The sequence below is a fragment of the Oribacterium sp. P6A1 genome, from assembly GCF_000702885.1.
Classification (GTDB): Bacteria; Bacillota; Clostridia; order Lachnospirales; family Lachnospiraceae; genus Oribacterium.
This window is the reverse complement of sequence record NZ_JNKO01000009.1, coordinates 47,340-66,686: the sequence shown is the minus strand read 5'-3', so window position 1 is coordinate 66,686 and position 19,347 is coordinate 47,340. Positions and strand designations below refer to the sequence as shown.

Sequence of the window (19,347 nt, the reverse complement as noted above, 5' to 3'; positions counted from 1 at the left end):
GTCGGGGAAGGCAGGGAAGTTCTTTATGATGAATATGTTGGAAGAGGCCATAATTTACGCTACGGTTTTGCATCAGGGTAAGGTTCGTAAATTTAAAAGTATCCCATATATTTTGCATCCCATAGAAGTTGCACAGATACTTTCCACCATGACTGATGATGAAGAGATCATAACCGCAGGCATCCTTCACGACATAGTTGAAGATACAGACGGAACACTGACAGAGATAGAGAAGCGCTTCGGAAAAAGAGTGGCCTATCTTGTATCTTCGGAGTCTGAAAACAAGTACCCGGATGAGTCCAGGGAAGCCACATGGAAGAGACGTAAGGAAGAGGCGCTCTTGATTCTGAAGAACAGTCAGGACATAGGCGTAAAGATGCTTTGGCTTGCGGACAAGCTTGCCAACATAAGGTCTCTTTCAGGCATGTACTCCGAAATGGGAGATGAGATGTGGACGAAGCTTCATCAGGATGACCCTCATATGCAGTGCTGGTACTACAGAAGCATTGCGGAGTCGCTGGAACTAAGCCTGAACAAGACCGGCGCCTTCAAGGAGTATATCAAGCATATGAACTTCATATGGCCCGGAACCTTTGATTCGGACAAGGCAAGATACAAGAAGTATAGAGAGGTTTCCATAGACGGATGCAAGCTCCTGGGACGGGGAGCAAAGGGTGAGGTATACCGCTATGATGATGAACTTGTCATTAAAGTATTCAATGAAAACAATACCTACCATGATGTTGAAGAGGAGATAGCATTAAGCCGTAAAACCTTTGTGCTTGGCATGCCTACGGCCATTTCCTTTGGAATAGTTTCTGTGGGAGACAGGTACGGCGCCATGTATGAGCTTATCGAATCTGACACTGTTTCAACCTGCATAGGAAGAGATCAGGGGCAGGTGGATGTTTATGCAAAGATAATGTCTGACCTTGCCCATACCATTCATGATATAGAGGTGACGGAGGAGGATGGTTTTTCAGACGGAACCGAAAGCCTGAGAGATTATGTCAGGGGAGGCGTGGAACGGGAGGACGAGGCATTGGCAGAAAAATGCATGAAACTCATAGATGCACTGCCGGCTCCGGGAACACTTATCCACGGAGACTTCCATACAGGAAATGTGTTCATGCAAAACGGTGAGGCTCTGCTCATAGATATGGACAGGGTTTCCAGAGGAAATCCCATAATCGAAATTGCGGGACTGTACTACTTCTACGTGGTTCTTGGGGAGGATGACCCCTCTGTCATAGAAAAGTTTATGGGATTCTCCTATCAGACGGCACAGAGATTTTACAGTGTCTTCATAAAGAACTATTTCGGAACGGAGGACAGCGGAGTCCTTCAGGAAGTTACGGACAAGGCGGCTTTCATATCCTGCCTCAGGATGATCAGAAAGCTTCATAAGAAGGTGACTATGTCGGAGAAGGAACAGAAGCTTTCAGAACTTTATATGGCGAGGGTCAGAGAGCTGGTTGAAAAGGTGAAGACCCTGGAGATTTAAGAGTTCCGCAAAAAAGGTTCTGCAAAACAGTAGATAAAACTTCGGAAACAGAACCTGGTATGTACAAAAGATACTAAAGTGAGTTTATAATAATAACTAAGTAAAAAAACTAATCGGGCAAATTTTAAATGGAAGGGAGAGTTATGATGGGATACCGGAAGAAAATGCCGCTAGTAACTGCAGTGCTTGTGATGGTGCTGATCTTTATGATGTCTGCCACGGTCTATGCTGACGGGACCGGTGAAACCGGAAATAGCAGCGAAAGCAGTGACATCATGGATGCTCTTAAAGGAGCTTTGGGTACGGTTGATCTCAGTGGAGTGAACCTGCAGGGTCTTAATGCCGGCGGATTGGACCTGGGCGGGGTGGATCTGAAGGGAATAGCCCCGAAGGGGGTCAATCCGGGCGACGTGAATCTGAATCCTTCGGATCTTAATGATAAAGCCGTAGAGTATCTTAAGTCTCTCGGATATACGGATTCGGATATCGAAAAGCTGAAGTCATCTCTTCCGGGCTCTGTCAATGAGGGCATTACTGCTATGGTTAATGCTGCCCTTGCGGGAAAAGAGAAGGCTGATGAAAGCGGAGAAAAGCTTCAGCAGGCTGAAGAACCGGAAGCTCAGATTTATGTGGTAAAGCGCGGGGATACTCTTTCCAAAATCGCTAAGAAAGTATACGGGGATTCATCCAAATGGAATCTTATCTACAAGATGAACAAGGATCAGATAAGAGACCCTAATAAGATAGAGATAGGACAGAGACTTAAGATCGCATGATGCGGAATTTGTGATATAAGTCGGAATACAGGCGCGTGATAGGGGCTATGTTACGCGCTTTTTTTGCGTTGGGGCGCTACATGCCGGGACCTTTGAATGAGATATAGAAATCCGGTTCCTCTCATTAGTATTTTTAATGCACATGTTTAAAACTATGAATTTTACAAATGTATTTTTTTTAGTTATTATTCCCTTACTGACAGGAAGAGAGGTGCACAGCTTCCTGTTGTTGAGTCAAATTATACGGGTTGATCCCGTAATATGTTAAGGGGAATTTTTAAATGAAACAGTTCAAATTAGGTCTTGTGCCAAAGCTTATCATCGCCATTATCATAGGTATACTGATCGGCGAGTTCATGCCATTATGGTTCTGTAAAACAGTAGTTACACTGTCATCTATCTTCAGTTCATTCCTGAAGTTCGTAATCCCTCTCATGATCCTGGCATACGTTACCATGGGTATCGCAGATCTGTCACAGGGAGCAGGAAAGCTTCTTATCATCACAGTACTTCTTGCTTATACAAGTACTCTCGTTGCAGGAAGCATGTCCTTCATCGTATCAAGCTCACTTTTTCCACACTTCATGGCTCCGGATGCTCTTGAGAAGATCCAGGCTACAGCCGATGTAAGTGTTGGAACATACTTCAGCATTTCACTTCCTGCTGTTATCGATACACTTTCAGCAGTTGTTCTTGCTTTCATCCTTGGACTTTGCATGTCAAGTCTCCGCGGAAAGACCATCGGTACAACACTTTACAACAGCATGAAGGATTTCTCGGCAATCATTGATGCGGTTCTTCACACAGCAATCATTCCACTTCTTCCGCTGTATATCTGCGGAACTTTCGTAGACCTTACATACTCAGGAAAGACATTTACGATCCTCGGAATCCTTTGGAAGGTATTTATCGTTGTTATCGCAATGCACCTTGTTTACCTCGTTATCGAGTTCTTCATCGCAGGAAGTGTTTCACACAAGAATCCTTTTAAGCTTATGCTTAACCAGATTCCCGGTTACACAACAGCTATCGGAACACAGTCTTCAGCAGCTACAATTCCTGTAAACCTTGAGTGTGCTCATGCAGACGGTATCTGCTCACAGATCAGAAACTTCGTTGTTCCGCTTTGCGCAAACATTCACATGTGCGGTTCCATGATCACCATCACAGCCTGCGCTACAGCAGTATGTCTCATGAACGATCTTCCTATCAGCCTTGCTACTGTTATCCCATTCATCATGACACTTGGCGTAGCAATGGTAGCTTCTCCGGGAGCTCCGGGCGGATCCATCATGACAGCTCTTCCTTTCCTTTACATGGTATTCGGAACAACAGCAGGTGATCCTAACGGCCCTATCTGCGCACTTATGGTTGCTCTTTACATCACACAGGATTCTTTCGGAACAGCATGCAACGTTTCCGGTGACAATGCCATCGGCGTGGTTGTTGACCAGATCTACAGAAAGGTTATCATGAAGGGACAGGCTGTCGCTGACGACTGATGCTGAAATATAACTAAGAACGAAAACTGATATTAAAAGAAGATCGGGGGCAAAGCATTGCCCCTGAACTTGTTTAAAAGATATAGGACAAAGAAAGGTCTTAAACCGAAAATGAATATATTCAATATCATAGGACCTGTTATGATCGGACCCTCCAGTTCCCACACTGCAGGTGCCTGCAGAATCGGTGCCATAGTCAACAAGATAGTTGATCAGGACACTCTGACTGAAGTAAAGATACAGCTTTCGGGATCATTTGCCCGCACCTACAGAGGACATGGAACAGACCGTGCTATTCTTGCCGGAATCATGGGCTTCAAGAGCTATTCCGAAGAGATCAGAAATGCTATGGATATAGCAGAGGAACGTGGTCTTAAATATGAATTCATTGCTGAAGACATTCCCGGAGCTCATCCGAACACAGCCAGAATTTACTACACCTGCAAAAGCGGTAAGACCGGTTTTGTTGAGGGCGCAAGTATCGGCGGCGGAAACATTCGCGTAAGCAATATAGACGGAATGGAAGTAAACTTCAGCGGAGAGAACAACACCCTTTTTGTGCTTCACAAGGATACACCGGGTGTAATTGCCAATGTTACCAACCTTATGTACTGGCGATACGGCGAACTTAACATAAGCGGTTTCCATCTCAGCAGAAAGGAACGCGGAGGAGACGCTCTCATGACACTTGAGCTTGATGAACTCCCGCCTGAGCAGCTGATCACAGATCTTAAGAAAATGGATAATATCGATAATGCATTACTTATCCATGCAATTTAAGGAGAAAATAAATGCTTTCATATAATTCAGTAAAAGAGCTGGTTGATGCAGCCAATGAGAATAATTGCCGAATCAGTGATATCTGTATCAAAGATCAGGCAAAGAAGATGGGAATTTCCGAAGAGGAAGTTTACAAGAGCATGGAGAAGTGTTTTGACATCATGATTGAGTCAGCAGAGTGGGGCGAGCAGGAAGGCCGCAGATCCACTTCCGGTCTCACAGGTGACGAAGGCTTCAAGATGACTCAGTATGCAAAGAATGGCGGCGGACTCATGGGTCAGGCCATGTCAAGGGCCGTTTCCAGAGCTCTTGCAGTTTCCAACTGTAATGCTGCCATGGGTAAGATCGTGGCAACTCCTACTGCGGGAAGCTGCGGAATCCTTCCGGGATGTCTCATCTCCGCTTATGAAGACAGAAAGATGGATAAGAAGGATGTGGTAATGTCTATCTTTACCGCAGCCGCTTTCGGAATGATAGTTGCTGAAAAGGCTTGTATCGCCGGTGCACAGGGCGGCTGTCAGGCAGAGTGCGGAAGTGCTTCAGGCATGGCTGCGGCATCCCTCGTTGAACTTATGGGCGGCACACCGCAGATGTGTGCGGATGCTCTGGCTATCGCCATCGTAAATCAGGAAGGTCTCGTATGTGACCCTGTTGCGGGTCTCGTTGAGATTCCATGTATCAAGAGAAATGCTTCCGGCGTGGTTATAGCATTCTCTTCCGCAGATATGGCTCTCGCAGGCATTGAGGCAAAGATTCCTGCAGATGAGTGTATAGATGCCATGCGTGAGGTTGGTGACGCCATGTCCCGTGACCTCAAGGAAACTGCCACAGGCGGTCTTGCAGCGACCCCTACAGGCAAGAAATACCGCGAGCAGGTTTTCGGAACCAAGGGATAAGTGAATACAAGAGAAGTTACTTTTATCCTCCAAAAATAATTGAACTCTCTATATAAAAGAAGTGACCTCCGGATTATCCGGAGGTCACTTTGTGTAAACAAATTTAAAAATCTTCAAGCCTTAGCTCTCGGAAAGACAGAAGCAAAAAAGAGTATCACTAAGCCAATCATCAGTCCGGCCATGGTTGGCACCACCCACCCGAAACCGTAGGTGAAGAAGGGCAGGTATCTGTCACAGAGTGCTATGATACCGTCAGCTCTGATGGCAGTGGTCCAGGCTTCCGGCAGCGCCTTAATGAAATCAAAAAATGCGCTTATGACAGACATGGTCATAACAGAAACGATGACAGTATGATTATGCTTAAACAATCCTCCGAAAACAGAAAGCAGCGTAAGTGTGATGGCTATGGGATATAGCATCATTAGAGCCGGAACCGAAATTTTGATTATGGATGCGAGACCCACATTTGAAATGATAAAGGTCACTGTGGAAAATAGAACGGCCCATTTACCATAGGAAAGCTTTCCCGGAAACATCTCGGAAAATGTTGTGGCACAGCTTGTCATGAGGCCAACCGCTGTCTTCAGGCAGGCAAAAAATACGATAACCGCAAGAAGCACGGATCCGAATCCCGGAAGGAAATGCGCGGATATATCCGCAAGAACAGCACCTCCGTTATCGCTTAAAGGAGCGTAGGCTCTGCTTTCAGCGCCTGCCAGGGCAACAAGGAAATATATAATCCCCATGAATCCGCAGCTGAAGATACCGGCCATAATGGTATTTTTAGCGATATGTGAAGATGAAGTGATGCCCTGTGCACGGACAACCTCCACAACTATGATTCCAAAGGCAAGACCCGCAAGAGTATCCATGGTGTTGTAGCCGTCAAGTATTCCCTGGAGGACAGGGGAGGTTTCGTAAGCCCCCTGCGCGGTAAACTGTGCAATGCTTCCCTCGGGCTGTGACAGCGCTATGAACAGAAGTATTCCCAAAACTACTATAAATACAGGGTTAAGAAACTTTCCGATCCATACAAGGATATTTCCCGGTCTCAGGGAAAACCAGAGAATAAGCACGAACATGAAGGTCGTAAACATTAGAAGCATAAGCTGAGGATTACTTCCTTCCGGAAGCAGAGGTCTGATCCCTATCTCAAAGGGTACAGTCAGGCACCTGGGGGCTGCAAAGAAAGGACCTATAGCCAGGTAAAGAGCTATGGTGAAGATGTATCCGAATTTCTTTCCCACCTTTTGGCTTAGGTCAAGAAGTCCGTTGCTCCCTGTTATACCAAGAGATATGACTGCAAGAAGAGGCATGCCCACAGCTGTTATCAGAAATCCCGCCAGGGCCGGGTAAATATGATTTCCGGCCATCTGACCGAAATAAGCGGGGAAGATAAGATTTCCCGCGCCGAAAAATAAACCGAAGAGCATACTTGATATGGTGATGAGCTCTCCGAAGGTGAGGCTTGTTTTCATTGTTGTAACTCCGTATATCTTTATTGGTGTTAGTGGATTTTAGCATATTTACTTTAGGTTGGCTATGCTATAAATTAAGACTATATACATTGAAGTTTATTTTTTGATATCATGTAAGAAATAAAATTTTTGGATGTGGCATGATATGAAAAACGGAAAGAAAAAAAGTAATTTGAACTTCAGCACAACACAGCTTATAGCATTGAGCTTTTTGATTGCCATCATTATCGGGACTATCTTGTTGATGCTTCCCTTCGCGACGGCCCCGGGGAAAGAAACGGACTTTCTGACAGCACTGTTTACGGCGACTACTTCTGTGTGCATCACAGGACTTGTGGTGGTTGATACCTTTTCCCACTGGTCGCTGTTCGGGCAGATCGTGATACTTCTGCTGATTCAGATCGGGGGAATCGGCGTTGTATGTCTTTCGGCCCTGCTTCTTCTCTTTATGAAGAAGGGCCTGTCCCTCAAAACCAGAGTCCTTATGATGGACGCTTTCAACCTGGATTCTATAAAAGGCGTAGTGGGATTCTGCAAAAGAGTCATCATGGACATATTTATAGTAGAAGGAATCGGCGCCATATTAACTGCCGAAGTTTTTGTGCCCATGATGGGAAGAGAAAAAGGACTGTTTGCGGCATTGTTCCATTCCGTTTCCGCCTTCTGCAACGCCGGCATCGATGTGCTTGGGCCGGACAGCCTCATCAGATTTTCGAACAATTACTTTTTTATGTTCGTCACCATGCTCCTTATAGTTCTCGGCGGTCTCGGATTTGTAGTCTGGTTTGATATCATCGGCTATGTAAAAAACCAGATTAAGAGGGACGGGGAAAAGAAAAGGGTAAAGATTCTTGAACATACCTGGCTTGTGCTTACCCTGACGGCTGTGCTTATCCTTTCGGGGGCTGTTCTTGTCTTTGTGGCTGAACACGACAATCCGGGAACCATGCAGAACATGACACCGGCAGGAAAGATCTGGAACAGCATTTTCCAGTCGGTGACCTTCCGAACGGCGGGCTTCATGACGGTGCCCCAGAATGAGCTTAGAGATGTGACGGCATTTTCCGGACTTTTCTACATGTTTATCGGAGGTTCTCCCATGGGTACTGCGGGAGGCGTAAAGACAGTGACATTTTTCGCTCTTATTCTTTATGCGCTTAGTTCTCTGAATCGTCATCAAAAGCCGGTTATCTTCAACAGGGCTTTTTCCTTTGAAACCATACACAAGGCAGTGGCCATCATTATCATAAGCTTTCTTGTGACCTCGGGTCTCAGCATCATGCTAATGCTTACGAACCCCACAGTCTCACTTGTGGATGCGCTTTACGAAACCTTCAGCGCCACGGCGACGGTGGGTCTTTCGAGAAATCTGACTGCATCCCTGAATCCGGCGGGAAAGGTGATCATCATAATCGCCATGTATCTCGGCAGAATAGGGCCCATTTCCCTTGTGATGTTCTTCAGAGGCAATAAGGATAAGAACGATCTTCTGAAATATGCGGACGGAAAATACTATATAGGGTGATATGTGAGGACTTGGCATTTTTGTGAAGCGAATTACATTGGCTGGCATTACAGGCAGTGCAAAGCCCCAATCTGAGGGATATAGAATTTTCAACTCACGTCAATAAATAAAGAATAGCGGGAATAAGTGGAGGAATCATATGGCTGACAATAAAAAACTTTCAGTAGCGGTACTGGGCCTTGGCAGGTTCGGAAAGTACGTGGCTAAGGAGCTGTTTGAAAACGGAGCGGATCTTTTGCTGGCGGACAATGACGAGGAGGTCATCAATCAGATGTCCGAGATAGCGGATATAGCAGTGGTATGCGATCTTGCGGATCCGGATGCCGTTGAAAAGCTCGGACTTGGAAATATGAATATAGTTATCATTGCTATGGGCAGCAACCTTGAGTCCAGCATTATGTGCACCACCATTGCCAAAGAGCAGGGAGTTCACAAGGTCATCGCCAAGGCGGGAAACGAGAGAATGGGAAAGGTACTGAAAAAGCTTGGGGCGGATGAAATTATTTATCCGGAGAAGACCATGGCCCATCTTACTGTGACGCACATCGTTAATAAATGATATAAGTGTCATAAGTCTATCTCTCATTTGTGCCTGTAAAAAGTTGGAGAAAAACTTAAAATTTTAAAAAGACATTACAGACTTTAAGAACTGTATTTTTGTTTTGGGGGCATCGGCATTTTACCCTGTTAAATCGACTGAAAAGTATAATCAGCGATTCAACGCGGTAAATAGCCGATGTCTTTTTTGCACGGACAACTGTCTGTCTGATGGGAATTAAAGACATAAGAATGAATTATGGCAGTGATAAAAAGAAGTTATAAATTATAGAAAACATAATCAAATCAATGGCTTGAGTAAAAATTAACAAGGTGATATAATCAGCAAGCATGTTAAATATTGACACAAAGAATATTAAATATAATACATAAAGTTTTTTTATTTATGTTTTCCGCTTTCGTTATCCGAGACATGTTTCAGCAGTCCGTTTTTCTGCCGGATAGAGTGGAATGACAAATCAAAGGAGAGAGTATCATAAATGAATTTTGATAGCATAAATAATGAGCTGCTTTCATTCCTTGATAACAGCCCTGTATCTTTTTTTGCAGTTCACAATATGTGTGAGACCTTAAACAAGGAAGGCTTTACCCGCTTATATGAGGGTTCGGCCTGGGAGCTTGAAGCAGGAAAGGGTTACTATGTGACCAGAAATGATTCCGCTGTCATCGCTTTCCGTATTCCGAAGAAGGATTATACAGGCTTCCAGATGATGGCAAGCCACTGTGATTCACCGGTCTTCAAGATAAAGACCAATGCAGAGATCACCATAGATAATCAGTATGTAAAGCTCAATGTTGAAAAGTACGGCGGCATGATCTGCTCACCGTGGCTTGACAGACCTCTTTCTGTTGCAGGCCGTATCGTAGTCGGCACAGAAGACGGCATCATGACAAAGCTCGTAAACATTGATGACGATCTTATGATCATTCCTAATCTTGCCATCCACATGAACCGTGAAGTAAACGATGGTTATAAGTTTAATGCACAGGTTGACATGCTTCCGCTTTTCTGCGAGAAGGGTGAGGAGAAGAATCTGTTCTTAAAACTCATTGCGGATGAGGCAGGAGTAAAGGCCGAAGACATTCTCGATACAGATCTTTTCCTTTATAACCGTATGAAGGGTACAAAGCTTGGTCTCAACAAAGAGTATGTGGCCAGCGGACGTCTGGATGACCTTCAGTGTGCATTTGCATCACTTCAGGGCTTCCTGAAGGCTGTACCTCGGGATTCAGTGGCAGTTCACTGTGTATTCGATAATGAGGAGGTTGGCTCCGGCACCAAGCAGGGCGCTGCTTCAACATTCTTAAAGGATACACTTCACCGTATAAACAGTGGCTTAGGCAGGTCAGAGGATGAGTACCTTATGAGCATCGCAAAGAGCTTTCTTGTATCAGCTGACAATGCTCATGCCGTACATCCTAACCACCCTGAAAAGTCTGATCCGACAAACCGTCCTTATCTTAATAAGGGTATAGTTATCAAGTACAGCGCTAATCAGAAGTACACAACTGATGCGGTTTCAGGCGCCATCATGAGAGCAATCTGCAAGAAGGCGGATGTGCCTTATCAGACATTTACAAACCGTTCCGATATGCTGGGCGGTTCAACTCTTGGCAACATTTCACAGAATCAGGTTGCCCTTAACACTGTGGATATAGGACTTCCACAGCTAGCCATGCACTCACCTTACGAGACAGCCGGCGCAAAGGATACGGCATATCTTGTGGAGGCTGCAAAGGTACTGTTCTCATCATCGGTTGAGGGAGCAGGAGACGGAAATTACAAACTGAAATTCTGAGATTTTGAATCATTATTTATGGATGATGAATGATTATCAGATATTCGGTTTTTAAAATGTGACAGAGCTTTGGACATCCCGGATGCGGATATGGTAATTACAGCTATTCGTGAAGGGATCCGGAGCATGGAATCATTTTATATGTAATTAAGGCAGAGACCGGGGAATAAGAACACGGTCAGTTTCTGCTTTATGCGGTTATAAAGGAATTGTGGGAGAGGTACTTTATCACTGCAAAAGAAGGGGATGCAAAGAAACAGCATCTCAAAAAATCAGGCAAAGTACGAATCAGCTTTGCCGGTATGAAAAGGAGATTTTTGTTATGGATTCAAAGCGTATCAAATGGACGACTCTGGCATTCATGGCCTTCTCAACAGTATGGGGCTTTGGTAATGTTCTGAACGGTTTCGTCTACTTCAACGGTATCCAGGTAATCTTCAGCTGGATCCTCATGTTTGCACTTTACTTCATCCCATATGCACTTATGGTTGGTGAGCTTGGTTCAGCCTTCAAGGAGTCAGGCGGTGGAGTAAGTTCATGGATCTTAAAGACTACAGGTCCTAAGCTTGCATACTATGCAGGTTGGACATACTGGGCATGTCACATCACTTACATCGCAAGTAAGTCATCAGGCGGACTTAAGGCTCTCAGCTGGGCAGTATTCCGCAATGCTGAGACATACGATACATTCCCAACCATCGGTGTTCAGCTTATCACATTTGCAGTACTTCTTTTCTTCTGCTGGGTTGCCAGCCGTGGTCTTAACCCTCTTAAGAAGCTTGCAACTATCGCAGGAACAAGTATGTTTGTAATGTCTATCCTTTACATCATCATGATCTTCACTGCGCGTGCTATAAATCCTACAGCTGATTATGTATCTATGGATTTCAGCATGAAGAACCTTATCCCACAGTTCGACGTTAAGTACTTTACATCACTTTCCATCCTTGTATTTGCAGTAGGCGGATGTGAGAAGATCTCTCCATACGTAAACAAGGTAGAGAACCCAAGCAAGGGCTTCCCTAAGTCAATGATCACACTTGCCATCATGGTTGTGGTTTGTGCTATCCTCGGAACCATCGCAATGGGTATGATGTTCGATCCTGTTGCTATCAACGAGAACTTCAATGCTTATGTTTCAAACGGTTCTTATTGGGCATTCCAGAAGCTCGGAAACTACTATGGCATCGGTGATACACTTCTCATCATCTATGCTGTATGTAACATGGTTGGTCAGCTTTCAACACTTGTAATCAGCATCGATGCTCCTCTTCGTATGCTTCTTGACAACGAGGATGCTCAGGAGTTCATTCCTTCAGCTCTTCTCAAGAAGAACGATGCAGGCGCTTACATCAACGGTATCAAGATGGTTGCAGTTCTTTCAGGCGCTATCATCCTTATCCAGTCATTCGTTCCCGGTGCTGCTGCAGTTCTTAAGCAGCTCACAAAGCTTAACTCAGTATGTATGCCTATGAGATATCTCTGGGTATTCGCAGCTTACATCGCACTCCGTAAGGCAGGCGCAAAGTACGCTCCTGAGTATCGTTTCGTAAAGAACAACACTGTTGCTCTTATTGCAGGAGGCTGGTGCTTCTTTGTAACAGCTGCATGCTGTATCCTCGGTGTATATGATACAGATATGTTTACAATGTGTCTCAACATCATTACACCTTGTGTGCTTACAGCACTTGGTATCATTCTTCCTATCATCAAGAAGAACGAGGTAGCTAAAAAAACTGCTGAAGCTAAGGCATAAGTAAAAAAGAATATTGATTATTGCAAAGGCTGTCCGCGTATGCGGGCAGCTTTTTTCTTCTCTTTATGATGTCAAATTTGTGTCAATAATGTTCAAAAAAATGAGGCATCCTCCGGCACATTTGTATAAAATCGCCATAATGGTCGAAAATGCACATATCATAGACGAATATGTGAACATTTATGCTCACAACGCTGTTAAAATACACATATAAAACAGCAATCCTAAGAGATAAATGATCGAGATTGCACAAATAATGGCCGTTTTTGAACAAATACGGTTAAAATATCTCCCGTGGCCGGTGGATACCGGGGGAGAACAATAATGGAGGATTTCTATGAAGAAAAGACTTATGTCAGCCGTTATGGCAGGAACTATGGTAGCTTCACTTGCAGCCTGCAGCCCATCACCAAAGGCACCTGCAGAGTCAAAGGGAGCTGACACAGCAGCAACAACCGCTGCTCAGGCTGAGGAAAAGAAGGAAGAAACAGCAGCACCAGCTGCAGCTGAAGCTGAAGGCGATAAGACCCTTACGGTTTATGCATGGGACAAGAATTTCAATATCCCTGCTCTTCAGGCAGCAGAGGCTGATTATCAGAAGAACGTAGATCCTGAGTTTAAGCTTAACATCGTTGAGCAGTCACAGTCATCTGATGTTGAGAATGCCATCACACTGGCAGGTTCAGCAGGAGACTACAGCTCACTTCCGGATATCGTTCTTTTCCAGGATCACTACTTCCAGAAGTATGTGACAGATTTCCCTGAGGCATGGGCAAGTTTTGAAGGCGCAAGCGTGAACTGGGATGACTTCGGAAAAGAGAAGTTATCATATTCGACCATCAACGGTGTTCACTATGGTATGCCTGTAGATAACGGTACAGTCGTTTTTGCATACAGAACAGATCTTCTTGCAGAAGCCGGCTACACCATCGATGACATGAAGGGTATTTCATGGGATGAGTGGCTTGAGATCGGTAAGAAGGTAAATGAGAAGACAGGAAAGTATCTTCTGTCCATGGACGGTGACGGAAACGATCTTCCATATATGATGCTCCAGGCTGAAGGTGGTTCACAGTTCAAGGATGGAGATATAAATCTTTCAGAGAACGAGGACTTCAAGAAGGTTATCGACGTTATCGTAAGAGGTGTAAAGGACAATGTTATCTACCTTGCAAATGACTGGTCAGACTACACAGATCAGACCATCGTAGGCGACATGGTAGCAGGTGTCATGAACGGAAACTGGATAATTCCTACAATCAAGCAGGTTTCAGACAACTCAGGAAAGTGGGAGATCACAAGCATGCCTACACTTGAGGGTAAGGGCAAGGAAGGCTTCGCATCAAACGGCGGTTCTTCACTTTACATTACATCAAACTGCAAGAAGCTTGAGCTTGCACAGGATTTCCTTGCAAAGACATTTGGCTCAGGCTCTACAGAGACTTATGATGCAGCTCTTAAGAACGGCGGCGTTATCACATGCTCAATTTCAGCAGGTACATCTGATGTTTACAATGAGGGCGTTGAGTACTTCAACAACACACCTATCTATGCTGAGATCGTTAAGATGGGTGCCAATGTTCCTGTAGTAGAGCAGAGCGATTATCACTATCCTACACGTACACAGGTTGCAGCTGCTATCCAGAACATCATAAACGGTGCTGATGCAGATGCAGCTATCAAGGATGCTGAGGATCAGGTCAGATTTGCAATGCAGGGCTAAGCTTTTAGCTAAGTAATATTTTTCATAATTCACTCCTATAAAGGGCGGGGAGACAGCGAAACTTCCCCGCCCGTTTTATGCAAAAAAGGACATAAAAACATGAAATAGACCGGTACGAAAACCCGGTTCCGAACAGATTTTACACTTTCATGTACATAGGGAGAGAATTTAAAAGGAGGATCCACATGAATACATCAAAAAAAGAGGTTAGCGTACTTGCCAAGCAGCATCGCGCAGGATGGTTCTTTTTGCTTCCGGCAACCATACTGATCTTTGTTCTGAATTTCTATCCGATGCTTCAGGCTTTTATCATTTCATTGAAAAAGGGGTCACCTGCTGCATTACAGTGGACAACTCCCATATTCAACAACTACACACGTATGTTCCAGGACAAGCTGTTCATCCGTTCCATAGGAAACACATTTCTGTACCTTCTTATTCAGGTACCTATCATGCTTATCCTTGCCATACTTCTGGCACAGCTTCTCAACAATAAGGATTTAAAATTCCGTGGACTATTCCGTACTATGGTGTTCCTGCCCTGCGCCACATCACTTGTATCCTATGCATTGATTTTTAAATCTTTATTTGCAACACAGGGACTTATCAATTCGGTTCTTGTGAACCTGGGAATATTCAAAGACAACTTTAACTTCCTTGGAACTCCATGGTCCGCCAAGATGGTCATCATCATCGCCCTTATATGGAGATGGACAGGCTACAACATGGTGTTCTACCTTGCGGGCCTTCAGAACATCGAGTACTCGGTTTATGAGGCGGCAAAGATCGACGGAGCCAACGGCTGGGAGACCTTCTGGGGAATCACCGTTCCTCTGCTCAGACCTGTAATCGTCATGACATTCATAATGTCTATCAACGGTACACTTCAGCTCTTCGATGAATCCATGAACCTGACAGGCGGCGGACCTGCAAACTCCACCATCACCATGTCACATTATATTTACAACAACTCCTTCGGACAAGGTGTCGGAAACTTCGGCTACTCATCAGCTTTAAGCTTTGTTGTATTTATCATGGTTGCAGTACTTGCATTTATCAATCTGAAAGTAGGTGACAAACGTGACTAATAAACTTTCCAAGGTAAAAACAAATTCATCCGCTATACAGAAGCGTCTGATTCCAACATACATTTTTTTGACTTTCTGGTGTCTGTTTTCCGTATTTCCGCTGTACTGGATGATTACAGCGGCTACCAATGCCTCCATCGAGGTGGCAAAGGGCAAAATTGTTTTCGGAACCTATGCAGCCGAGAATTTCAAGAATCTTCTTGCTGCCGAACCCCTCTGGAGATCACTTGGTAATTCCTTCAAATATTCTCTGGTTCAGACAGTGCTCTGCCTCTTTATCTGCTCACTGGCAGGTTATGGCTTCGAGCTTTACCATGACAAGGCAAAGGATAAGCTTTTCGGCATACTGCTCCTCGCCATGATGGTGCCTCAAGTAGCGACCATGATCCCGCTGTTCCGTATGGTTTCCGATGCACACCTTCTGAACACAGTGTGGGCATTTATACTTCCGTCCATTTCAACACCGTTTATGATTATGATGTTCAGGCAGAACTCGAGAAACTTTCCTGTGGACATCATGGAAGCTGCGAGACTGGACGGACTTTCAGAGCTGGAGATCTTCTTCCGTATGTATCTTCCTGTTATGAAATCTACCTATGCTGCGGCAGCGGTTATCAGCTTCATGAACGCATGGAACTCATACATGTGGCCGAAGGTAGTTATGAACACAGATACAAGTGCCATGAACATGCCGATGCTTATCGCAAACCTTGCGGCAGGCTATACGGTTGATTATGGCGAACTCATGATGGGTGTCCTTTTCTGTTCTGTTCCTACCATGATTATTTTCTTCATATTACAGAAGCAGTTCGCAGAAGGTATCACAGGTTCGGTTAAATAAAAACCGGGGGAAAGGTTGTTATGGAAAATTTTGATTATTCGATAGTAAAGGATCCGAAGATATTCAAGATAAATGTGCTTCCTGCAGCATCGGATCATATTGCATACAGAAGTGAAGAGGAACTTTCGGCAGGAGAAACAAGTCTCAGATACTCTTTGAACGGAATATGGAAGTTCTCCTATGGGAAGAACTATCTTTGCACTGTCCCTGATTTCTATAAGGAAGAGTATGATGCAAGAAGCTGGGATGATATAAGAGTTCCTGCTCATATACAGATGGAGGGCTATGATATACCTGCCTATGTAAATACCCAGTATCCCTGGGACGGAAGAGAGCAGATTGAACCGGGTGATATTCCTGAGGAGTTCAATCCTGTAGGTTCTTATGTAAAGTATTTTACTGTTCCTGAATCCTTTAAGGGTCAGCGTATCTTCATTTCATTTCAGGGCGTTGAGTCGGGCTTTGCTCTTTGGCTTAACGGCAAATTCGCAGGCTACAGTGAGGATACCTTCACACCAAGTGATTTCGAACTTACGCCATATATAAAGGCCGGTGAGAATAAGCTTTCTGTACAGGTTTTCAAATGGACAGCTTCAAGCTGGCTGGAGGATCAGGATTTCTACCGTTTCTCAGGAATCTACAGAGATGTTTATCTCTACACCATTCCGAAGGTTCATGCCAATGACTTGAAAGTGAGAGCACTGCCGGACGAGACATTGAAAAAAGCCACCCTGGAATTTACCATAGATCTGGAGGAAGCGACAGGCTCGACGGAATACAGCCTTTCCTATGATGGAAATGTGGTTCTGAAGGGTGAGATCAAAAATATCGCTTCATCCCTGAGGGTCACAGGAAGCGTGGATGAACCGGTGCTTTGGTCAGCAGAAAATCCTGCATTGTATAAACTGAAGCTGAAACTCAAGGATGAAAAGGGTGAGATCTGTGAAGTTATAGAGCAGCCGGTAGGTTTCCGCCGTTTCGAGATGGTAGACGGCATCATGAAGATAAACGGCAAACGCATCGTGTTTAACGGCGTGAACCGGCATGAGTTTTATACCGACAAGGGCCGTGCGGCGGTTACCGAAGAGGATGTAAGAGCCGACGTTATCGCCATGAAGCGCAACAATATCAATGCTGTCCGTACTTCACATTATCAGAATGCCCCTTACATCTACAGGCTTTGCGATGAATACGGACTTTATATGATAGCCGAGAACAACATGGAAAGCCACGGCATCTGGGACATGATAGCAAGAGGCCAGAAGCCACTGGAGTATGCCCTTCCGGGAAACCGTGAGGAGTACATCCCCATGCTTATGGATCGTGTAAACAGTACCTATCAGCTGGATAAGAATCATCCTTCTGTCATTATCTGGTCCATCGGTAATGAATCCTTCGGAGGAAAGCTGCCCCTTCTTATGGCTGACAGGTTCCGTTCCCTTGATAAGGAAAGACTTGTTCATTATGAAGGTGTGGCTCATGATGAGAGATATCCTGAAACAACGGATATGTATTCTCAGATGTACACTTCCGCAGCTGATATAGAAAAGTATCTTAAGGAGCATACCGATAAGCCTTTCATTCTCTGTGAGTACACACACTCCATGGGAAACTCCAACGGAGGCATGTTCAAGTATACGGACCTTTCAGACAGAGAGCCAAGATATCAGGGCGGTTTCATCTGGGATTATGTGGATCAGTCCATCAGAACGAAGAACCGTTTCGGTGAGGAGTATCAGGCCTATGGCGGAGATTTCGGTGAGAGACCTACGGACTATGAGTTCAGCGGCAACGGTATCATGGACGGAACCCGTAAGGAGTACGGCGGAAAGATGCAGGAGGTTCGCTACTGTTTTCAGCCCCTTAAGATCCATGTTTCCGGCGGAAAGATCACAGTATTTAACAGGAATCTTTTTACCGGTGCCGATATCTATGACTGCATAGTGACTCTCGGAAAGTACGGAACAGAGCTTGCAAGAAAGGAAATGAAGCTGGAAGTGGCTCCTCTTACAGAAAAGAGCTTCGATTGTCCTTTTGAGATTCCTGAGGAAGCCGGAGAGTACACCGTTGATGTTTCCTTCCGTTTAAAGGAGGATAGCCTTTTTGCGAAGAAGGGCCATGAGGTGGCCTACGGACAGGGTGTTGTCAGAGTCGGTGAAGATGAGCTTGCAAGGAAACACGAAGCCGGTATGAAAAAGCCCTTCAGAGTTGTGAGAGGTTCTGTGAATGTAGGAGTAAAGGGTGAGAACTTTGATATCCTTATTTCTACCTTAAAGGGCGGCATCACTTCCTATCGCTATGCAGGCAAGGAAATGATAGGTGCTGTGCCCCGTCCTAATTTCTGGAGAGCTCCCAATGCCAATGACGACGGAAACCAGATGGCGGCAAGACATGGTATATGGAAGCTTGCAAGCCTTTATCAGACAACAGTGCCTCAGGCGGCAAGAGAAGATGAGGCATGGGGCAGAGAAGTCATGGAGTACCCGAAGGTTTCGGAGTATGATGACCGTGTGGATGTGACATTTAAGCATTGGCTGTTCCCTCATGAGAAGGAGACTTTTGCAACAGTTACCTATAGCGTATACGGAGACGGCAGCTGCAGGATAACCATGGAATATGAGCCTGGCAAAGTTCTTCCGCCTATGCCGGAATTTGGGTATATAATAAAGCTTGATGCGGATTACGATCAGGTGAGATTTTACGGAAACGGCCCTGAGGAGAACTACTGTGACAGAAACACAGGAGCGAGACTTGGAGTATACAGGACTACAGCAAAGGATTCCGTGGCGCCTTATCTTGTGCCTCAGGAAACCGGAAACCACACCGCTGTACGTTGGGCGGAGGTTACAGACCGGAGAGGCCGTGGCATGAGATTCAGCTCCGTATCATTTGAGGGTATGGATTTCTCGGCTATTCCTTATACACCGGAGCAGCTTGAGGAGGCAAGGCATCCCTATGAGCTGCCGAGAGTTACAAATACCGTCGTGCGCTGCTCCATGAAGCAGATGGGTGTAGCGGGGGACGATTCATGGGGCGCAAGGACCCACGAGGAGTTCCTGCTGGATAATGATAAGAAACTAAGCTTTTCATTTGAATTCAAGGGAATATGATGATATAAGTG

At 45.1% G+C, this 19,347-nt stretch carries 14 protein-coding genes; 13 read left to right on the top strand and 1 reads right to left on the bottom strand.

The genetic code is table 11. From position 1 onward, the window contains the following. Positions 1 to 25 precede the first annotated feature (25 nt). From T515_RS16580 to sdaAA, 5 genes are all read left to right on the top strand, one after another. A complete protein-coding gene (locus T515_RS16580) occupies positions 26 to 1,504 on the top strand; it encodes an HD domain-containing protein (RefSeq protein WP_051671569.1) in 1,479 nt (492 codons plus the stop codon). 164 nt (positions 1,505 to 1,668) lie between these two features. After that, positions 1,669 to 2,280, top strand: coding sequence for a LysM peptidoglycan-binding domain-containing protein (locus T515_RS08270; protein WP_197026413.1), 612 nt, complete (start codon positions 1,669 to 1,671; stop codon positions 2,278 to 2,280). A gap of 281 nt (positions 2,281 to 2,561) precedes the next feature. After that, entirely contained in the window at positions 2,562 to 3,782 is a 1,221-nt protein-coding gene (locus T515_RS08265) for a dicarboxylate/amino acid:cation symporter (protein ID WP_036609696.1), read from the top strand. 111 nt (positions 3,783 to 3,893) lie between these two features. Beyond that, on the top strand, positions 3,894 to 4,562 hold the full coding sequence (gene sdaAB / locus T515_RS08260) for an L-serine ammonia-lyase, iron-sulfur-dependent subunit beta (protein ID WP_036609694.1): 669 nt from the start codon (positions 3,894 to 3,896) through the stop codon (positions 4,560 to 4,562). A gap of 11 nt (positions 4,563 to 4,573) precedes the next feature. Next, positions 4,574 to 5,458, top strand: a complete 885-nt coding sequence (gene sdaAA, locus T515_RS08255) for an L-serine ammonia-lyase, iron-sulfur-dependent, subunit alpha (protein ID WP_036609692.1) — start codon at positions 4,574 to 4,576, stop codon at positions 5,456 to 5,458. Between the two features lie 113 nt (positions 5,459 to 5,571). Here the strand turns inward: sdaAA and brnQ are convergent, their stop codons facing one another. Next, a complete protein-coding gene (gene brnQ, locus T515_RS08250) occupies positions 5,572 to 6,936 on the bottom strand; it encodes a branched-chain amino acid transport system II carrier protein (protein WP_036609690.1) in 1,365 nt (454 codons plus the stop codon). A gap of 145 nt (positions 6,937 to 7,081) precedes the next feature. On the opposite strand from brnQ, the gene T515_RS08245 reads away from it, so the two are divergent. From T515_RS08245 to T515_RS08210, 8 genes are all read left to right on the top strand, one after another. Then, entirely contained in the window at positions 7,082 to 8,461 is a 1,380-nt protein-coding gene (locus T515_RS08245; protein ID WP_051671580.1) for a TrkH family potassium uptake protein, read from the top strand. A gap of 139 nt (positions 8,462 to 8,600) precedes the next feature. Continuing rightward, on the top strand, positions 8,601 to 9,020 hold the full coding sequence (locus tag T515_RS08240) for a potassium channel family protein (protein ID WP_051671568.1): 420 nt from the start codon (positions 8,601 to 8,603) through the stop codon (positions 9,018 to 9,020). Between the two features lie 478 nt (positions 9,021 to 9,498). Further along, the gene (locus tag T515_RS08235) at positions 9,499 to 10,818 is read left to right on the top strand and encodes a M18 family aminopeptidase (protein WP_036609689.1); all 1,320 of its coding nucleotides are present in this window, start codon (positions 9,499 to 9,501) and stop codon (positions 10,816 to 10,818) included. A 322-nt stretch (positions 10,819 to 11,140) separates the two neighbouring features. Beyond that, entirely contained in the window at positions 11,141 to 12,574 is a 1,434-nt protein-coding gene (locus T515_RS08230) for an APC family permease (protein WP_036609687.1), read from the top strand. Positions 12,575 to 12,911: 337 nt separating this feature from the next. Then, positions 12,912 to 14,297 (top strand): ABC transporter substrate-binding protein, encoded by a 1,386-nt coding sequence (locus tag T515_RS08225; RefSeq protein ID WP_036609685.1) that lies wholly within the window; start codon positions 12,912 to 12,914, stop codon positions 14,295 to 14,297. Positions 14,298 to 14,482: 185 nt separating this feature from the next. Then, positions 14,483 to 15,385: a carbohydrate ABC transporter permease gene (locus T515_RS08220; RefSeq protein WP_036609683.1), complete on the top strand. Its 903-nt coding sequence runs from the start codon at positions 14,483 to 14,485 to the stop codon at positions 15,383 to 15,385. Then, a complete protein-coding gene (locus tag T515_RS08215) occupies positions 15,378 to 16,226 on the top strand; it encodes a carbohydrate ABC transporter permease (RefSeq protein ID WP_330372650.1) in 849 nt (282 codons plus the stop codon). The genes T515_RS08220 and T515_RS08215 overlap by 8 nt, the downstream gene beginning before the upstream one ends. Before the next feature lie 20 nt (positions 16,227 to 16,246). Beyond that, a complete protein-coding gene (locus T515_RS08210) occupies positions 16,247 to 19,336 on the top strand; it encodes a glycoside hydrolase family 2 TIM barrel-domain containing protein (RefSeq protein WP_036609681.1) in 3,090 nt (1,029 codons plus the stop codon). Positions 19,337 to 19,347: the final 11 nt, after the last annotated feature.